This window comes from Streptomyces vinaceus, from assembly GCF_008704935.1.
In the GTDB taxonomy this organism is placed as follows: domain Bacteria; phylum Actinomycetota; class Actinomycetes; order Streptomycetales; family Streptomycetaceae; genus Streptomyces; species Streptomyces vinaceus.
This window is the reverse complement of record NZ_CP023692.1, coordinates 409,547-425,412: the sequence shown is the minus strand read 5'-3', so window position 1 is coordinate 425,412 and position 15,866 is coordinate 409,547. Positions and strand designations below refer to the sequence as shown.

16 protein-coding genes are annotated in these 15,866 nt (G+C 74.0%); 6 read left to right on the top strand and 10 right to left on the bottom strand.

Going from position 1 to position 15,866, the window contains the following annotated elements; genetic code table 11:
- Positions 1 to 165: 165 nt before the first annotated feature.
- Genes CP980_RS01995 through CP980_RS01985 form a run of 3 tightly spaced genes read right to left on the bottom strand, consistent with a single transcriptional unit; the run spans position 166 to position 2,212 of the window.
- The gene (locus CP980_RS01995; RefSeq protein WP_229907493.1) at positions 166 to 837 is read right to left on the bottom strand and encodes a class I SAM-dependent methyltransferase; all 672 of its coding nucleotides are present in this window, start codon (positions 835 to 837) and stop codon (positions 166 to 168) included.
- Positions 834 to 1,499, bottom strand: coding sequence for a TIGR04282 family arsenosugar biosynthesis glycosyltransferase (locus tag CP980_RS35735; protein ID WP_150492417.1), 666 nt, complete (start codon positions 1,497 to 1,499; stop codon positions 834 to 836). The genes CP980_RS01995 and CP980_RS35735 overlap by 4 nt, the downstream gene beginning before the upstream one ends.
- Positions 1,496 to 2,212: a glycosyltransferase family 2 protein gene (locus CP980_RS01985; protein WP_150492416.1), complete on the bottom strand. Its 717-nt coding sequence runs from the start codon at positions 2,210 to 2,212 to the stop codon at positions 1,496 to 1,498. The genes CP980_RS35735 and CP980_RS01985 overlap by 4 nt, the downstream gene beginning before the upstream one ends.
- 188 nt (positions 2,213 to 2,400) lie before the next feature.
- Here CP980_RS01985 and CP980_RS01980 point away from each other — a divergent pair, with 188 nt between their 5' ends.
- A complete protein-coding gene (locus CP980_RS01980) occupies positions 2,401 to 3,168 on the top strand; it encodes a response regulator transcription factor (protein ID WP_229907496.1) in 768 nt (255 codons plus the stop codon).
- A complete protein-coding gene (locus tag CP980_RS01975) occupies positions 3,161 to 4,276 on the top strand; it encodes a sensor histidine kinase (protein ID WP_150492414.1) in 1,116 nt (371 codons plus the stop codon). The genes CP980_RS01980 and CP980_RS01975 overlap by 8 nt, the downstream gene beginning before the upstream one ends.
- A 51-nt stretch (positions 4,277 to 4,327) precedes the next feature.
- Here CP980_RS01975 and CP980_RS01970 read toward each other — a convergent pair whose 3' ends face one another.
- Positions 4,328 to 5,326: an NAD-dependent epimerase/dehydratase family protein gene (locus tag CP980_RS01970; RefSeq protein ID WP_132753415.1), complete on the bottom strand. Its 999-nt coding sequence runs from the start codon at positions 5,324 to 5,326 to the stop codon at positions 4,328 to 4,330.
- A 96-nt stretch (positions 5,327 to 5,422) separates the two neighbouring features.
- Here CP980_RS01970 and CP980_RS01965 point away from each other — a divergent pair, with 96 nt between their 5' ends.
- Positions 5,423 to 5,998 (top strand): MepB family protein, encoded by a 576-nt coding sequence (locus CP980_RS01965; RefSeq protein ID WP_150492413.1) that lies wholly within the window; start codon positions 5,423 to 5,425, stop codon positions 5,996 to 5,998.
- A gap of 9 nt (positions 5,999 to 6,007) precedes the next feature.
- Here CP980_RS01965 and CP980_RS01960 read toward each other — a convergent pair whose 3' ends face one another.
- The 3 genes from CP980_RS01960 to CP980_RS01950 all read right to left on the bottom strand — a co-directional run bounded on the left by CP980_RS01960 (position 6,008) and on the right by CP980_RS01950 (position 10,838).
- Positions 6,008 to 7,114, bottom strand: coding sequence for a mechanosensitive ion channel family protein (locus CP980_RS01960; protein ID WP_132753411.1), 1,107 nt, complete (start codon positions 7,112 to 7,114; stop codon positions 6,008 to 6,010).
- A 191-nt stretch (positions 7,115 to 7,305) separates the two neighbouring features.
- A complete protein-coding gene (locus CP980_RS01955; protein WP_229907492.1) occupies positions 7,306 to 10,041 on the bottom strand; it encodes a glycoside hydrolase family 2 protein in 2,736 nt (911 codons plus the stop codon).
- Between the two features lie 17 nt (positions 10,042 to 10,058).
- On the bottom strand, positions 10,059 to 10,838 hold the full coding sequence (locus tag CP980_RS01950) for a class I SAM-dependent methyltransferase (RefSeq protein WP_132753409.1): 780 nt from the start codon (positions 10,836 to 10,838) through the stop codon (positions 10,059 to 10,061).
- A gap of 181 nt (positions 10,839 to 11,019) precedes the next feature.
- On the opposite strand from CP980_RS01950, the gene CP980_RS01945 reads away from it, so the two are divergent.
- Complete coding sequence (locus CP980_RS01945) at positions 11,020 to 12,180, top strand: aminotransferase class V-fold PLP-dependent enzyme (RefSeq protein WP_150492412.1); 1,161 nt, start codon at positions 11,020 to 11,022, stop codon at positions 12,178 to 12,180.
- 84 nt (positions 12,181 to 12,264) lie between these two features.
- Positions 12,265 to 12,843, top strand: a complete 579-nt coding sequence (locus CP980_RS01940) for a hypothetical protein (protein ID WP_150492411.1) — start codon at positions 12,265 to 12,267, stop codon at positions 12,841 to 12,843.
- Positions 12,844 to 12,863: 20 nt separating this feature from the next.
- On the opposite strand, the gene CP980_RS01935 is transcribed toward CP980_RS01940, so the two are convergent.
- Together CP980_RS01935 and CP980_RS01930 are read right to left on the bottom strand one after the other, a co-directional pair.
- A complete protein-coding gene (locus CP980_RS01935) occupies positions 12,864 to 13,505 on the bottom strand; it encodes an SRPBCC family protein (RefSeq protein WP_150492410.1) in 642 nt (213 codons plus the stop codon).
- Entirely contained in the window at positions 13,502 to 13,852 is a 351-nt protein-coding gene (locus CP980_RS01930) for an ArsR/SmtB family transcription factor (protein WP_132753401.1), read from the bottom strand. Before CP980_RS01930 ends, CP980_RS01935 begins: the two co-directional genes overlap by 4 nt.
- A gap of 197 nt (positions 13,853 to 14,049) precedes the next feature.
- On the opposite strand from CP980_RS01930, the gene CP980_RS01925 reads away from it, so the two are divergent.
- The gene (locus tag CP980_RS01925) at positions 14,050 to 15,471 is read left to right on the top strand and encodes an NADP-dependent succinic semialdehyde dehydrogenase (RefSeq protein WP_150492409.1); all 1,422 of its coding nucleotides are present in this window, start codon (positions 14,050 to 14,052) and stop codon (positions 15,469 to 15,471) included.
- A 36-nt stretch (positions 15,472 to 15,507) separates the two neighbouring features.
- Here the strand turns inward: CP980_RS01925 and CP980_RS01920 are convergent, their stop codons facing one another.
- On the bottom strand, positions 15,508 to 15,861 hold the full coding sequence (locus CP980_RS01920; protein ID WP_132753397.1) for a PRC-barrel domain containing protein: 354 nt from the start codon (positions 15,859 to 15,861) through the stop codon (positions 15,508 to 15,510).
- Between the last annotated feature and the right edge of the window lie 5 nt (positions 15,862 to 15,866).

Below are 15,866 nucleotides of genomic sequence, written 5' to 3'. Positions count from 1 at the left end.
CGACGCCGAAAATATCACAAAGATCATCACTCGCGCCTCGCCGGGGCGAACGTTGCCTGATACGGCACTAGGTCGTGAATCACGGCCGGGTCCGGGGTCGTTGTACGGCGAAGCGGCTGACGCGCAACGCGTCAGCCGCTTCGCCGTGCGTGCCGGGGCGCGCGCTCAGCGCCGCAGTTGTACGAAGGCGCGGCCCGCCGCGTACCAGGTCACCGCCCGGGTCCAGCCCGCGTCCGCCGCCCGCGAACGGAGCGCGCGGGTACCGAGCCGGGCCCACGGGAAGGCGGCCCCACGGCCCCCGCTGCCGTCCTCGACGTGCACCTCGACCCGCTCGTCGACGTCGACCGGGACCGCCTCGACCAGCAGGGTGCCGCCCGGGGCCGCGAGCCGGGCGGCCCGGCGCAGCAGCGCGCCGGGGTCACCGCCGATGCCGATGTTCCCGTCGATGAGCAGGACCGTGCCCCAGCGGCCCTCGCCGGGCAGCGGTTCGAACACGGACCGGCACAGGGCAGTGCCGCCGGTGCGCACCGTACGGGCCACCGCCTCCGGGGTCACGTCCACGCCCAGCGCGGGGTGCCCGAGGCGGGCGAGGGCGGCGACGAGGCGGCCCGGTCCGCAGCCTATGTCCAGGACCGGGCCCTCGCAGCGGGCCAGGACGGTGGCATCGGCCGCGTCGGCCTCGGCGCACCAGCGCTCCACCTCCAGCGGCAGCAGCCAGCCGTCGCTGCGGCGCAGGAACAGCGGCCCCCGGCCGGTGCGCAGGGCGTCGGCGTACGGGTCGGCCCGCCAGGCCCGGGCGGCGGGTTCCGCGAGCGCCGCGGTCGTCCGCGCGGTCACCGTACGGCCGCGCGGAGCTCGGCGTACAGGGCGGCGAACCGGGTCCCGGGCGCCGACCCGGCGACCAGCGACGCGTCGTCCGGGGTGTCGACGTCGCACAGCGCCGGGAGGTCCCGTACGGCCAGGCCCGACGCGGTCAGCCGCTGCCGCTGCACCGCCCCGGTGTGCGGGACGGACATGGGCACGCCCAGCAGGAGCGCGGGGTCCGGCTCGGCGAGCCCCAGGGCCCAGAAGCCACCGTCGAGGGCCGGGCCGAACCAGGAGTCGGTCCCGGCGAAGTCGAGTCCCTGGGCGAGGAGTGCAGGGGTGACCTGCGGGGTGTCCATGCCGATCAGCAGCGCGGGACCCTCGTACAGGGTGAACGCGGCCGCCAGCCGGACGTCGAGGCCGCCCGCGCACTGCGGGACCACCTCGACGCCCTCGGGCAGCCAGCGCCCCGGCGCCCCGTCCAGATAGAGGACGCGGCGCCCCGCCGGTGTGGCGAGGACGGCGTCCAGGGTGTCCTGGAGCGCGGCGCGGGCCAGCGCGGCGGCCTGCTGCGGGGTGAAGTGCGGGGTCAGCCGGGTCTTGACCCGGCCCGGCACCGGCGCCTTGGCTACGACGACGAGCGTGCCGGCGTCACCGCCGCGGACGGCCGGGTGCTCGCTGCGGTACGTGCTCATGCGCGGACCCCGCCCGCCGCGGCGGTGCGGGTGCCGGGGGTCTCGGCCAGCACCCGCCGCATGTCCCGCACCGCCTGCCAGGTGCCCCGCCACGTTCCGGTGACCTTCGACCTGCCGGCGCGCGGCAGGTACGGCACGTCCGTCTCGGCCACCCGCCAGCCCGCGTCGGCGGCCCGTACGACCATCTGCAGCGGGTAGCCGCTGCGCCGGTCGGTCAGGTCCAGGCCCAGCAGTGCCTCGCGGCGCGCGACCCGCATCGGGCCGAGGTCGTGCAGCCGCAGCCCCGTACGCCGGCGCAGCATGCGCGCCAGCGCGAGGTTCCCGGCGCGGGCGTGGGCGGGCCAGGCGCCGCGTCCCTGCGGGCGGCGCCGGCCGAGCAGCAGGTCGGCCTCGCCGGCCTCGACCCGCGCCGCCATGGGGGCGAGCAGGGAGGGGTCCATGGAGGCGTCGCAGTCGCAGAAGCAGACGAGGTCGGCGCGCGCGGCCAGCAGCCCGGCATGGCAGGCCGCGCCGAAGCCGCGTACGGGTTCGCGCACCACGGTCGCGCCCAGGCCGCGCGCGAGGTCGGCGGAGCCGTCGGTGGAGCCGTTGTCCACGACGATGGCCCGCCACCCGGCCGGCACCCGCGCCAGCACCCAGGGCAGCGCCTCCGCCTCGTCGAGGCACGGCAGTACGAGGTCCGCCCGGGGCGGCACACCAGCAGAATCAGTCACCTCCCCACCGTAGGAAGCGGGCGCCGACGGCAGGGCCTTTCACTCCTTACGAAACGCGGACGTCGTGCCTGATCGGGGGAGGTGGCGTACACGAGGGCCGGCGCGGATGTCAGGCTGTGGCCATGGCAGTCAGCAATACGCACAGTACGGACGGGACGGGGACGCCCGGCCCCGTCGGGGGCGGCGACATCCTGGTCGTGGACGACGACCCGACCGTCTCGGAGGTCGTGGCCCAGTACCTCGACCGGGCCGGTTTCGCCGTCCGCCTCGCCGCCGACGGACCGGCCGCCCTGCGCGCCGCCGAGGAGCGCCGCCCGGACCTGGTCGTCCTCGACCTCATGCTGCCCGGCATGGACGGGCTGGAGGTCTGCCGCAGGCTGCGGGCGCGCGAGCGCGCTGCCGGACAGTACGTCGGCCAGGGCGCCACCGCACCCGTCCCGGTCATCATGCTCACCGCGCGCGGTGACGAGGACGACCGGATCCTGGGCCTGGAAGTCGGCGCGGACGACTACGTGACCAAGCCCTTCAGCCCGCGGGAGCTCGTCCTGCGCGTGCAGTCGGTCCTGCGCCGGGCCGTGCCGGCCGCACCGGCCGCCGGCCCCCGGCTCACCGCGGCGGGCCTGAGCCTGGACCCGGCCGCGCGCCGGGTGAGCAAGGACGGCAGGGAACTCGCACTCACCCTCAGGGAGTTCGACCTCCTCGCGTTCTTCCTGCGCCACCCCGGGCAGGTCTGCGACCGGGAGCGGCTCATGCGCGAGGTCTGGGGCTGGGACTTCGGCGACCTCTCCACCGTCACCGTCCACGTCCGCAGGCTCCGCGGCAAGATCGAGGACGATGCGGCGAACCCCCGCCTGATCCAGACCGTCTGGGGCGCCGGCTACCGCTTCGACACCCACCCCGGCCCGGCGGTTCCCGCCACGGAGACGAGAACGGCGGACGGCCATGGACATGCCTGAACAGGACCTGCTGCTGATCGCCCTGTACGCGCTGCTCGGCGCGGGCGGCGCCGGAGCGCTCGGCGCGGTCGCCCTGCGGATGGTGCGGCGGCGCAGCGTCGCCGTCTCCCTCGCCGTCGTGACCGCCGTCGCCGTGCTCGCGATGCTCGCCGGGACGCTCGCCGTGGCCTGGGCGATGTTCCTGTCCTCCCACGACCTCACGGCGGTGACGGTGGTCGTCGCGGTGGCCGCCGTCGTCTCGCTGGGCACCGCCCTGCTGCTCGGCCGGCAGGTCGTGATGCGCTGCCGCGAGCTCGTCGAGGCCGCCCGCGCCTTCGGCGAGGAGGGCACCTTCACCACGCCGAGCGTCCCCGCGCCCGCCGAACTCGCCGCGCTCAGCCGGGAACTGGCCCTGACCGGCGAACGCCTGACCGCCTCCCGGGAGCGCGAGCGGGCTCTGGAGACCTCGCGGCGCGAGCTCGTCGCCTGGATCTCGCACGACCTGCGCACACCGCTCGCCGGGCTGCGCGCCATGTCGGAGGCGCTGGAGGACGGCGTGGCCGCCGACCCCGCCCGCTACCACCGGCAGATGCGCACCGAGGTCGACCGCCTCAACTCCATGGTCGGGGACCTCTTCGAGCTCTCGCGCATCCACGCGGGCGCCCTCAGCCTCAGCCCCACCCGGCTGAACCTCTACGACCTCGTCGGCGACGCCCTGGCCGGCACCGACGCCCTCGCCCGCGAGCACGGCGTACGGCTGGTCGGCGACGGGACCGCGTCCCTCCCGGTCGAGGTGGACGGCAAGGAAATGACCCGCGTCCTGTCGAACCTGCTGGTCAACGCCATCCGCCACACTCCGGCCGACGGTACGGTCGCGATCGCCGCCGAAGCCCGCGAGGGCACGGTGGTGCTGTCCGTCACCGACGCCTGCGGCGGGATCCCCGAGGAGGACCTGACGCGCGTGTTCGACACCGGCTGGCGCGGCACCCAGGCCCGGACGCCTCCGGGGGGCGCGGGCCTGGGCCTGGCGATCGTCCGGGGCATCGTCGAGGCGCACGACGGGCACGCGCACGTCCGCAACGTCACCGGCGGCTGCCGCTTCGAACTGACCCTCCCGGCGCCCGCCTGACGGCAGGTCACCGCGGCCTCGGGCGGCCGGGGCCACGGGGGCGGAGACCCGCTAACGGGCTTCCGCCCCCGTGGCCAGCTCCGCCATGCCGGCGGTGAACGGCACCGCGGGCCGCCAGTCCAGGTCCCGGCGCAGTCGCGCGGAGTCGGCGGTGATGTGCCGGACGTCGCCCAGCCGGTACTCGCCGGTGACCACCGGGTCCGGGCCCCCGCAGGCGGCGGCCAGCGCCTTGGCCATGTCGCCGACGGTCCGCGGATCGCCGCTGCCGACGTTGTACGCGGTGAACCCGTCGGGCGAGCCGGCCAGGGACTCCAGTGCCACGGCGTTGGCCACGGCCACGTCCCGTACGTGGACGAAGTCCCGCCGCTGGCCGCCGTCCTCGAAGACGCGCGGCGCCTCGCCCCGCGCCAGCGCGGAACGGAACAGCGCGGCGACCCCCGCGTACGGGGTGTCGCGCGGCATCCCCGGCCCGTACACGTTGTGGTAGCGCAGCGAGATCGCGGAGCCGCCGGTGGCCCGCGCCCACGAGGCCGCGAGGTGCTCCTGTTCCAGTTTGGTGGTGGCGTAGACGTTCCGCGGATCCATCGGGGCGTCCTCCCCGACCAGGCCGGGCGCCAGCTCGGCGCCGCAGCGCGGGCAGCGCGGCTCGAACCGGCCCGCCGCCAGATCGGCCTCGGCGCGCGGGCCGGGCCGGACCACGCCGTGCGCGGCGCACGCGTACCGCCCCTCGCCGTAGACGACCATCGATCCGGCGAGGAGCAGCCTGCGCACCCCCGCCCCGGCCATCTCGGCCAGCAGGACCGCCGTGCCGAGGCCGTTGGCCGACACGTACGCCGGCGCGTCGCCGAAGTCCTTGCCCAGGCCGACCTTGGCCGCCTGGTGGCAGACCGCGTCGATCCCGGCCAGGGCGTCCCGCACCTGGCCGGGATCCCGTACGTCCCTTCCGTCCTCCGCGAGATCGAAGACCACCGGGTCGTGGCCGCGGCGGGCCAGCTCGGCGACGACGTGCGAGCCGATGAAGCCCGCTCCTCCAGTCACAAGTACGCGCATGATCCGACGCTATGCCCGGGGCCGCCCCGACAGGCGCTCTCCCGGCCGCACGTCACGGATCCGTAAGAGGTCACCGACCCGTGACAGGGTTGCCGTATGCAGAACCACCGCGAGCGCTCCGCCGACACCCGCCCCGGCCCCGTCGGCCCCGAACCCTGGCCGGACGCCGTCCGCCTGCCCGGCGACCTCCTCGCGGCGAAGTCACGCGTCTACGACCCGTGCGGGTTCGTCTGCTCGCAACCGGTTCCCGAGGCCGAGGGCGGCGCGTACGCCGCGCACGCGTTCACCGTGGACGGGCGTGCCGTGCGCTTCCGCTCGGGCAAGACGACGCCCACCAAGGCCGGCCAGTTCGTCACGGTGTGGATCCGGTCGGAGCAGGGACCGATCCGGCCCTTCGACACCGCGGACGGCGTCGACCTGGTCGTGATCAGCTGCCACGACGACCACGGCTTCGGCCAGTTCGTCCTCCCGGTGGACGCCCTGCGCCGGCACGGAGTCGTATCGGTGGAGGGCGCCGGGGGGAAGCGGGGCTTCCGTGTCTACCCGCCCTGGGTGGCCACCGCCAACCGCCAGGCCGACCGCGCCCAGGCGTGGCAGGTGGAGCACTTCCTCCACCTGCCGCGGGACGGCGCCGTCGACCTGGCCCGCGCCGAGGAGCTGTACCACCCGTAAGGGACCGGGTCAGTGCGTGGTGGTGGCGGGCGAACGCGGCGGGGCCTCGCGCTGGTGCGGAACCGGGGGGAGCACCGGAGCGTCGGCGCCCTCGTGGTGGAGCGCGACGGTCCGGGTGGGCGCGGGGATGGAGATGCCCTCCGCCCGGAACCGCCGGTGCAGGCGCTTGATGAACTCGTGCTTGATCCGGTACTGGTCGCTGAACTCGCCGACCCCCAGGATCACCGTGAAGTTGATCCTGGAATCCGCGAACGTGTGGAAGCGGACCTTGCCCTCGTGGTCGGGGACCGCGCCGTTGATGTCGGCCATCACGCTGTCGACCACGTCGAGGGTCACCCGCTCCACGTGTTCCAGATCGCTCTCGTAGCCCACGCCCACCTGGACCAGGATCGACAACTGCTGCTCGGGCTGGGTGAAGTTGGTCATGTTGGTCCGCGCGAGCCGGTTGTTGGGGATGATCACCAGGTTGTTCGACAGGTTGCGGACCACGGTGTTGCGCCAGTTGATGTCGACGACGTACCCCTCCTCCCCACTGGTGAGGCGGATGTAGTCACCGGGCTGCACGGTCTTCGAGGCGAGGATGTGGACGCCCGCGAAGAGGTTGGCGAGGGTGTCCTGCAAGGCCAGGGCCACCGCCAGACCGCCGACGCCGAGGGCTGTGACCAGCGGCGCGATGGACACGCCCACCGTTTCGAGCGCGACGAGCACCCCCATCACGAGGACCACGATCCGCGTGATGTTGACGAAGATGGACGCCGATCCGGCCACGCCGGTCCGCGCGCCCGCCACCGACTGCACGAGCCCCGCGACGACCCGGGCCGCGCTGATCGTGGCGATGAGGATGAGCACGGCGGTCAGGGACTGGTTGACGAACCCCAGCACCCGCGCGGTGAGCGGCAGGGTGGAGGCGGCCACCGCGACGCCGGCGATGACGGCCGCCCAGGGGGCCAGGGTGCGCAGCGCGTCGACGATGACGTCGTCCCCGGTCCACCGCGTCCGCTCGGCGTGCCGGCCGAGCCAGCGCATCAGGGCCCGCAGCAGCAGTCCGGCCAGGGCGCCCGCGGCCAGCGCGATCCCGGCCACTAGCCAGTCGTGCACGAGGAGTTCCCGGTTCAACGGACGCCCTCCGCTCGGCGCCGGACCGGGGGAGCGGCGACGGGCCGCGCGGACCGTCGTATGAGGTGTGTCGTCACCTTGTCACCTGTCAGTTTGTCGTGCGTGGAGCCGCGTTCGGGCGCGTGTACGCATTCCGGAACGGGTTGCCATCCTGCCCCATCGCCCGGGCCCCCCGTGCAGGCGGGCGGGTGTCAGGCGGCCGGGACCGTGGCCTTCGGGGTGTTCCAGCCGGAGATCCGGATCCTGGGCGCGGAGCCGTGCAGGTCCGCGGTGCGGTAGGTCGCCGTCAGGGTGGCCGACTCGCCGGGCCACAGGCTGATCTGGTTGTCGGACCACCGGACGGGCAGGACCGGGGTGTCCTTCCCGTCGACCAGGTGGAGGTCGGTGAGCAGGGCCGGGGTGTTTCCGGTACCGGTGTTGCGTACGGTGACGACCGTCGTGGAGGTCGCCGGCGCGTCGTCGCCGGCGCGCGTCGTCGCCGTGGCGGAGACGGAAGCCTGCGCCATGGAGCGCAGTCCGGTGAGATCGGCGTAGGCCGTGGTGGGCGTGATGTACCAGTTGCTCTCGGTGTAGTCGAGGACGTCGGGGCGCGTGGAGAGCCAGTACACGTTGCGGCTCACCTCCCGCCCGTCGGCGTCCGTCAGGAGCAGCCGCGCGAGGTAGGTGGTCGACAGGCCTTCCACCGACGCCGGGACGGTCAGCGCGATCGTCCTCGCGCCGTCCCCGCCGACCCCGAGGCCCGTCACGGTCCGGTCGTACTTCCGCGTCCCGTCGGTGTTGAAGAGGGAGACCCGCGCGGTCAGTCCCGAGGCCGCCGCCGTACGGCGGTTGACGACGGCCACCGTCCGGTCGTCGTACGAGTACTGGATGTGCAGGGGCTCGTTCGCCTTCTTCGCGCCGAAGTAGGCGCCGTTCTGGTCGAGGTAGCGGTCCACGAGCTGCCAGTGCAGCGAGGTCCAGCCGCTGTTGAACATCCAGTAGATCAGCCCCGTCGAGGGCTTCGACGCGTCGGTGGCGTTGCGTCCGTACGCCTCGAACTGCGCGCGGACGTTCTCGTACTGGGCGAGCTGTGCCTTGGCGACGTAGTCCTCCAGGCCGGCGGGCGCCCCGTACCGGCCGCTCAGCGCGTCGTCGTACACCTTGAGGGTGGCGTACGTACGCGACGGCGAGCGGTGGTACTGCGGCGCGGCCGGGTCCTTCCAGAGGGAGGTCAGCTCGGCCGGCGACATCATGCGGCGCAGCGTGTCGAGGGTGGGGACGTCGGGGCCCGCGCTGGTCTCGGAGTTGAAGCCGGTCGCCCCGCCCTCCCGCTTGTCGTACCAGTAGCCCGGCGGCACCCACTCGTAGGGGCCGGGCATCCGCATCCCCGAGGCCCCGGTCAGCGGCGCCGACTTGGCGGAGGCGGCGGCGATCACCGGGGTCGGCCAGTCGGCGGCCTCCAGGGCGTCGACGTAGCCCTTCTCGATCTCCGCGTCGGGGGCGAAATCGCTGCCGATGAGGAAGGAGATGACGCTGGGGTGATCGCGCAGGCGCGCGGCCTCGGCCGCCATGGAGGCCCTGGCGACGGGGTGGTCGGCCGCCGTCCAGCTCTCCCCGGCCTCCGTGCCGTTGACCTCGCCCTCCCATTTGGTGCAGCACTGCCAGCCGGGCAGGGTGAGGATCCCGTACCGGTCGGCGAGGTCGAAGAACTCGTCGTGTTCGAGGTGCCCTTCCAGGCGCAGGGTGTTGAGACCGAGGTCCCGTGCGTAGGCGAGCCGGTCCTCCGTGTAGGTGGCGTCCCAGCGCAGCAGCTCGTCGGGGGACCAGCCGGCGCCCCGGACGAGCAGCGGCCGGCCGTTGACCGAGTACTGACGGGCGCCGTCCTTGTTCAGAGGTGCCCGCACGCTGCGGACCCCGAAGCCGTGGCGGACCCGGTCGCAGACGCCGGCACCGGAGACCGCGACGGACAGGTCGAGCTCGTACAGCTCCTGCGCACCCATGCCGGCGGGCCACCACACCCGCGGCCGGTCGAGGCGCAGTTGCGGGGTGTCGGCCGGGGCGAAGACCACCGTCTTCGTCTCGTGGGGGCCCAGGGGCACGTCCCGGTGGAAGGCGATCCCCGGCCCGATGGTGCCGGAGACGGCGGCGGTGACGGCTCCGGCCGTCTCGTTGCGGACCTTGGCCTTGACGGTCAGGTCGGCGGAGGCGAGGGAGGGCAGCGCCAGGCCGGTCACGACGTGCGCGTCGCGCAGGGCGACGGGACCGCCGCGCCGTACGAGGACATCGCGGACGATGCCCATGTTCGCGTCCGGCGGCGGCTGCAACCAGTCGAGCCAGCCCATGGTGAGGTTCTTGCGGGGGTCGTTGGGCTTGATCCGGAAGGCCACCGCGTTGGCACCGGCCCGCACCAGAGCGGTGACGTCGAGCTCGTGGTGGGTGTACGCGCCGGCGACCGTGGACGCCGTGGCGACCTGCTCCCCGTTGACGAACACGTCCGCCGCGGAGACGACCCCGCTGAAGTCCAGGTACGTGCGCGCGGAGGTGTCGGCCACGGTGAACTCGGCGCGGAACCACCACGGCACGGTGAATGCGGCGGCCGGGATGCGCTGCTGATCGGTGGAGTGGAACGGGTCGGGATGGGTGCCGTCCGCGACCAGGGCGGCGAGCACGGTGGAGCGGGACCCCGCCGGGTGCCAGCCGGCCGTCCGGTAGTCCGGTGCGGAGACGAGGGCCGCCGCGTCCGGGACCTCGGCCGTCGAGCGGATGGCGTACGCGGACAGGGGCGTGGTGCTTCCCGGCGTCGCGGGGACGTCGGTCACCGCCCGTACGTGCGCCGCCCGGGGGGAGGGGGCCGCGGCGGGAGCACCGGCGACGAGGGCGCCCAGGAGGCCGAGCACGGCCAGGACCCGGGCCTCCCGGCGGACGGAACGGACACGAGAGGGGAACACGGCGGTCTCCGGGAGGCTCAGGCGGCGAAGGCGGAGGTGATCACGAGCGGCGGCGCGGCCCGCTCCGCGGTCCACGGGTAGCGCTCCACGAGACCCGGGGCGGCGAGGGCCCGCGCCTCCTCCACGGTGGGCCTGCGCTGACCGACGTCGCGGAAGCGGGCGCTTTCGAGGAGCGCCGGCAGCCGGTCGACGGGCCAGGCGTGGTTGCGTACCTCCTGCCAGCTCCCGTCGGTGCGCAGCAGCCGCAGCGGCATCTCCTCGCCCGGCCGGTACGAGGCCCCGGGAGCGCCCACGCGCAGCGAGACGTATTCCCGCTCCGTGCAGGCGGGGTCGGTCGACAGCACGACGAACGGGGCCCCGGGCCGCAGCAGGCGCCGGACCTCGGCGAACACCCCGAGCAGGGCCTCCTCGGTCGGCAGCGAGGCCAGCACGTGGTTGCACATCACCGCGTCCGCGCAGCCGTCGGGCAGGCCCGTCACCCGCCCATCCCGGACCAGGTGGAACTCCGCGACCGCCGGCGCCGTGCTGCGGGCCAGCGCCAGCATCTCGGCGGAGGTGTCCACGCCCACGACGCGCGCGCCCAGGACCCGCGCCGCCCGGTCGGCCACCCGCCCGGGGCCGCAGCCGTAGTCCACGAGCAGGTCGTCCGCGCCGATCCGGCGGGACAGCGCCTCGAACACGAACGGATAGCCGAGCAGCCAGTCCGTGGCCGCTTCCACCGCCGCGAAGGCCTCTGCCCCGGCGGGCCCGGACCAGGCCCCGCCCTCTTCCTCATGTCCCGCTGACCCGTTGTTCACAGCTCCCCACTATCGGCCCGGCGGGCCGGACGGCGCTCGCGGCGCGCCCGTCCCGTACCCCGACAGTGACGGTCGGCCAAGCGGGGCGAGTGCGCCGGTCCACCGGGGCGGCTGACGTGCGCGGCCCCGCACGCCGGGCAGGGTGGTGGCCTCCGGCCCCGTACGTCGCGAAAGGCACCCGATGACCTCGCCTGTCGGCAGCGAGCCGCTCCCCAACGCCCGCGAGCTGTTCGACATCCCCGACGGCATCGCCTACTTCAACACCGCCAGCGTGGCGCCGACCCTGCGCACCGGCCTCGTCGCGGGCGAGGCCGCCCTGCTCAAGCGCGCCCAGCCCTGGCGGCTCCTGGGTCCCGACTGGTTCAGTGGCGCCGAGCGGCGCCGGGAGCTCTTCGGGGAGCTCATCGGGGCCGGCGCCGGTGACATCGCCCTCGTACCCGCGACCAGCTACGGGTTCGCGGTGGCCGCGGCCAACCTGACGGCGCGGGCCGGCGAGCGGATCCTGGTCCTCGACGGCGAGTACCCGTCCGGGATCTACACCTGGTGGCGGTTGGCCGAGCGTACGGGGGCCTCGATGCTGACCGTACGGCGCGAGCCCGGCCAGACCTGGACCGAGGCCGTCCTCGACGCGCTCGACGAGAGCGTGGCCGTGGTGTCGGTGCCCCGGGTCCACTGGACCGACGGGGCCCTGCTCGACCTGGACCGGATCGCCGGGGCCGCCCGGGACGCCGGCGCCGCCCTCGTCATCGACGCCAGCCAGTCCGTGGGGGCCATCCCGATCGACGTGCGCACGCTGAAGCCCGACTTCCTCGTCAGCGTCGGCTACAAGTGGCTGCTCGGCCCCTTCGGACTCGGCTACCTGTACGTGGCCCCGGCCCGTCAGGAGGGGCGGCCGCTGGAGGAGAACTGGATCGTGCGCAAGGACTCCGACGACTTCGGGCGGCTCGTCGAGTACCGCACCGAGTACCAGAGCGGAGCCCGCCGCTTCGACGTGGGCGCGCGCACCGCCTTCGAGCTCACCCCCATGGCGCTGGCCGCCCTGGAGCAGTTGTCGGCCTGGACCGTCCCGCGGATCGCCGTCACCCTGGCGGCCACCACGGCCCGTATCGCCTCGGCGGCGCGGGAACGCGGCCTGCCCGTCCCGGCGCCGCGCGGCCCGCACATGCTCGGCATCACGGTCCCCGACGGCCTCCAGCGGAGCGTGGTCACGGCGCTGGAGGAGGCGAACGTGTTCGTCGGGGCCCGTGGTTCGGCCATCCGCATCAGCCCCCATCTGCACACCACCGGCGCCGACATCGAACAGCTGCTGACCGCGCTGGACGCCGCTTTGAACCGCCCCTGACAGATCCGGCGGACGATCCTCCTCGCGTCCGGGGAAACCATCCCCGTAGCCCGCGGCGTCCCCGTGGGGGAGGGGGTGGTGTTCATGTCAGAGGTCGAACCGAAGGTGTGGAGGCTCGCCGCACTGGTGCCCGTCGTGGCGGCCGCGGCCGTCTACGGGTGGGCCCGCTGGTGCTACGCCGCGGCCTCGCCACCGTCCGCCACGGTCGCGCTGGTGGTCGGCGCGGCCCTGGTGGTCGGCGCCCCGGTGGTCTACTTCGTCTGCGTACGGGGCAGCCGGAGCCTGTTCGGGGCGCTCTTGCTGGCCCTGGGGCTGCTGCTCACCGTGACGGCCACGGACCGGGCGGCCTCACGAGCGGAGGTCGCCGCGTGCGTGGTCCGCGAGGTCAAGGAGCAGGTGAACCTGGGGGGCGAGGGGCTCCCGGCGGAGCGGACCACTTACCGCCACCTGCTGAACTGCCCCGGCGGATACCCCGACGAGCTCACGGAGGAGCGACGCCTCGCGGCGCAGGGCGGGGAGGTCCGCATCGCCTACGACCCCCGGCACCGGGTATCACCGGCGCCGGAGGGCACGGGTCCGTCCTGGACGGCCGCTCTGGGCGCCGTGGTCCTGCTCGTCCTGAGCACGCTTGTGGCCGCGGCCGGCCCCTTCCGGGACGAGTAGCCCCGGGACGAGTGGCCCCGCTACTGCGGCTTCGGGGGCACGTAGAACCCGGTCGTCGCGCGCACCGCCTGGGCCACGGCCGCCGGAGTTTCCCCGGAGGCGGTGTGCGCCTCGCCCCAGGCCTCGCTGCTGCCCGTCATGAAGGCCCGGGCCTCGTCGGAGGCCATCCACGCGACGGCCTCCGAGGGGTGCACGGAGTTGCCCTCAAGATGCATCCCGAGCCCCAGCACGGTGAGGTCCCAGCCGACACCGACCGCGCCCGGCCCGTACTGGTCCCAGAACTCCGGCTCCACCACCGCCACGTGTTCGAGCTCGAAGACGGTCCGCTCCGGCCCCTCGGGCGTCAGCCGTACCTCCACCTCGCTGAACCCGGGCGCCTGGCCCATCACCCAGCTCACCCGGAGCAGCTTCGGCGGCTCGCACCGTAGGATCTTCCCGCCCGCGTTCCCCTCCGTCTGGTAGTGCCCGCCTTCCCGCAGGTCGCCGCTGACCGGGAGGAACCACCGCCCGATCCGGTCCGGGTCCGTACAGGCGTCCCACACGTCCTCGGCCCCGGCCGGGTAGGTACGGCGCAGCAGTACGGTTCGCGCCTCCTCGCCGCCCACCTCGCGGCGGCCCACCTCGCGGTGGACGTCGTTGATCTGCCGGACGATGTCGGTCATGGCGCCTCTCCTCGTTCCTGTTCCCGCCGCTCGCGGCGGCCCCGCGCGAGCTCCGTGCCCAACGCGTCCAACCGCTGCTCCCAGAAGCCGCGGAACCTGTCCAGCCAGGCGTCGACCTCACGCAACGGGTCGGCCCGGACCGCGTACAACCGCCGGGTCCCTTCGGCCCGTACCACGGCGAAGCCGCTCTCCCGCAACACCCGCAGGTGCTGCGACACGGCGGGCTGGGAGATCCCGAACTCCTCCCGGATGACCTCGCTGACGGCCCCGGACGGCTGCTCGCCGGCTGCGAGCAGCTCCAATATCCGGCGCCGTACGGGGTCTCCGAGTACGTCAAAGGCGTGCACACCCCCACTATGCCACCCGTTGCTTATATAAGCAACGGCTTAGATAGCGGCCGCGGCCCAAGCCCCGCGTCCTGCGGCGATCGAGTGAATCCGTTTCCCGCGCTGACACGCCACCGCGGTCCGCCGGGCGGACGGCGCGGGGCCGGTACGGTCCGGTTCGGTCCGGTTGGACGTATCGAGGACGAGGAGGGCCGGACGTGCCCATCGCAACCGTCAACCCCGCCAGCGGCGAGACGCTCAAGACCTTCGACGAGCTGGACGCCGGGCAGATCGAACAGCGCCTGGCGGCGGCCCACGCGGCCTTCCGCGACTACCGCACGACGGGCTTCGCCGAGCGCGCCCGCCTCCTCGACCGCGCGGCCGAGCTGCTGGACCAGGAGCGCGACGACATCGCCCGCACGATGACGATCGAGATGGGCAAGCCGCTCGCCGCCGCCCGGGCGGAGGCGGCGAAGTGCGCGAAGGCCATGCGCTGGTACGCGCGCAACGCCGAGGAACTGCTCGCCGACGAGCACCCCGCGCAGGCCGAGGTGGCGGACTCCGGAGCCTCCCGCGCCCGGGTGCACTACCGGCCGCTGGGCGTGGTCCTCGCCGTGATGCCGTGGAACTTCCCCCTGTGGCAGGTGGTCCGCTTCGCCGCGCCCGCTCTCATGGCGGGCAACGCGGGGCTGCTCAAGCACGCGTCGAACGTGCCGCAGACCGCCCTCTACCTGGGCGACCTCTTCCGGCGGGCCGGATTCCCCGACGCGGTGTTCCAGACGCTGCTGGTGGCCTCCCGCGCCGTCGAGTCCATCCTGCGCGACCCCAGGGTCGCGGCGGCGACCCTCACCGGCAGCGAGCCCGCGGGGCGGGCCGTCGCCGCGGTCGCCGGCGACGAGGTGAAGAAGACCGTCCTGGAGCTGGGCGGCAGCGATCCGTTCGTGGTGATGCCTTCGGCCGACGTCGAACGGGCCGCCGAGGTCGCCGTCACCGCCCGGGTGCAGAACAACGGCCAGTCCTGCATCGCCGCCAAGCGGTTCCTCGTACACGCCGACGTCCACGAGGAGTTCACCCGCGCCTTCACGGCCCGGATGGCCGCCCTGACCGTCGGCGACCCCCTGTCGGAGTCCACGGACGTCGGCCCGCTCGCCACCGAGCAGGGGCGCGCCGACGTCGAGGGTCTCGTCGAGGACGCCCTGGGCCGGGGGGCGACGGCCCTGTGCGGCGGGCAGCGGCCGAAGGGGCTGCCGCAGGGCCTGGCGCGGGGCTGGTTCTACGAGCCGACCGTCCTCACCGGCATCACCCCCGAGATGCGCATCCACCGCGAGGAGGCGTTCGGCCCGGTGGCCACCGTGTACCGGGTGCGGGACCTCGACCACGCCGTCGAGCTCGCCAACGACACGCCCTTCGGCCTGAGTTCCAACGTGTGGACCCGTGACGAGGCCGAACAGGAGCGCTTCGTACGGGACATCGAGGCCGGCGGCGTCTTCTTCAACGGCATGACCGCCTCCCACCCGGCGCTGCCCTTCGGCGGCGTGAAGCGCTCGGGGTACGGTCGCGAGCTCTCGGGCCACGGCATCCGCGAGTTCTGCAACGTGACCACGGTCTGGCACGCGGCCGAGCCCGGCACCGGCTCGTAGGCGCTGCCGGGCTCGCAGGGGCGCCCCGCGGGGGGATCAGGCCCGGTGGGCCGTGCCCCCGTAGTAGCCGCCGAGGACACTCTGGTACTGCGCGTCCCCGAGGTGCTTCTCCTTGTCGAACTCGGGCGCGGACTTGATCTGCTCCTTGGTGAGGTCGACGTTGATCCTCTGTTCGTCCATGTCGATGAGGCTGACGGTGCCCGCGGGCAGCAGCACCTGCTTGCCGAAGATCCACGGGCCGGTGTCGACGACCAGGTAGGAGGCGTCGACCTCGTCGGAATGCTTGTCGACCTTGCCGACGGAGCCGTCCAGCGCCTCGACCTTGTAGCCCGTGAGGTCGGTCCCCGCCAGGCGTTTCGATGTCTCCCGGTAGATCCACACGTTGACCATGACGT

Bases quoted from the DNA above. Each gene is read 5' to 3' on its own strand.
- CP980_RS35735 (WP_150492417.1), bottom strand. From the start codon at position 1,499: ATGAGCACGTACCGCAGCGAGCACCCGGCCGTCCGCGGCGGTGACGCC.
- CP980_RS01975 (WP_150492414.1), top strand. From the start codon at position 3,161: ATGCCTGAACAGGACCTGCTGCTGATCGCCCTGTACGCGCTGCTCGGC.
- CP980_RS01970 (WP_132753415.1), bottom strand. From the start codon at position 5,326: ATGCGCGTACTTGTGACTGGAGGAGCGGGCTTCATCGGCTCGCACGTC.
- CP980_RS01965 (WP_150492413.1), top strand. From the start codon at position 5,423: ATGCAGAACCACCGCGAGCGCTCCGCCGACACCCGCCCCGGCCCCGTC.
- CP980_RS01945 (WP_150492412.1), top strand. From the start codon at position 11,020: ATGACCTCGCCTGTCGGCAGCGAGCCGCTCCCCAACGCCCGCGAGCTG.
- CP980_RS01940 (WP_150492411.1), top strand. From the start codon at position 12,265: ATGTCAGAGGTCGAACCGAAGGTGTGGAGGCTCGCCGCACTGGTGCCC.
- CP980_RS01935 (WP_150492410.1), bottom strand. From the start codon at position 13,505: ATGACCGACATCGTCCGGCAGATCAACGACGTCCACCGCGAGGTGGGC.
- CP980_RS01920 (WP_132753397.1), bottom strand. From the start codon at position 15,861: ATGGTCAACGTGTGGATCTACCGGGAGACATCGAAACGCCTGGCGGGG.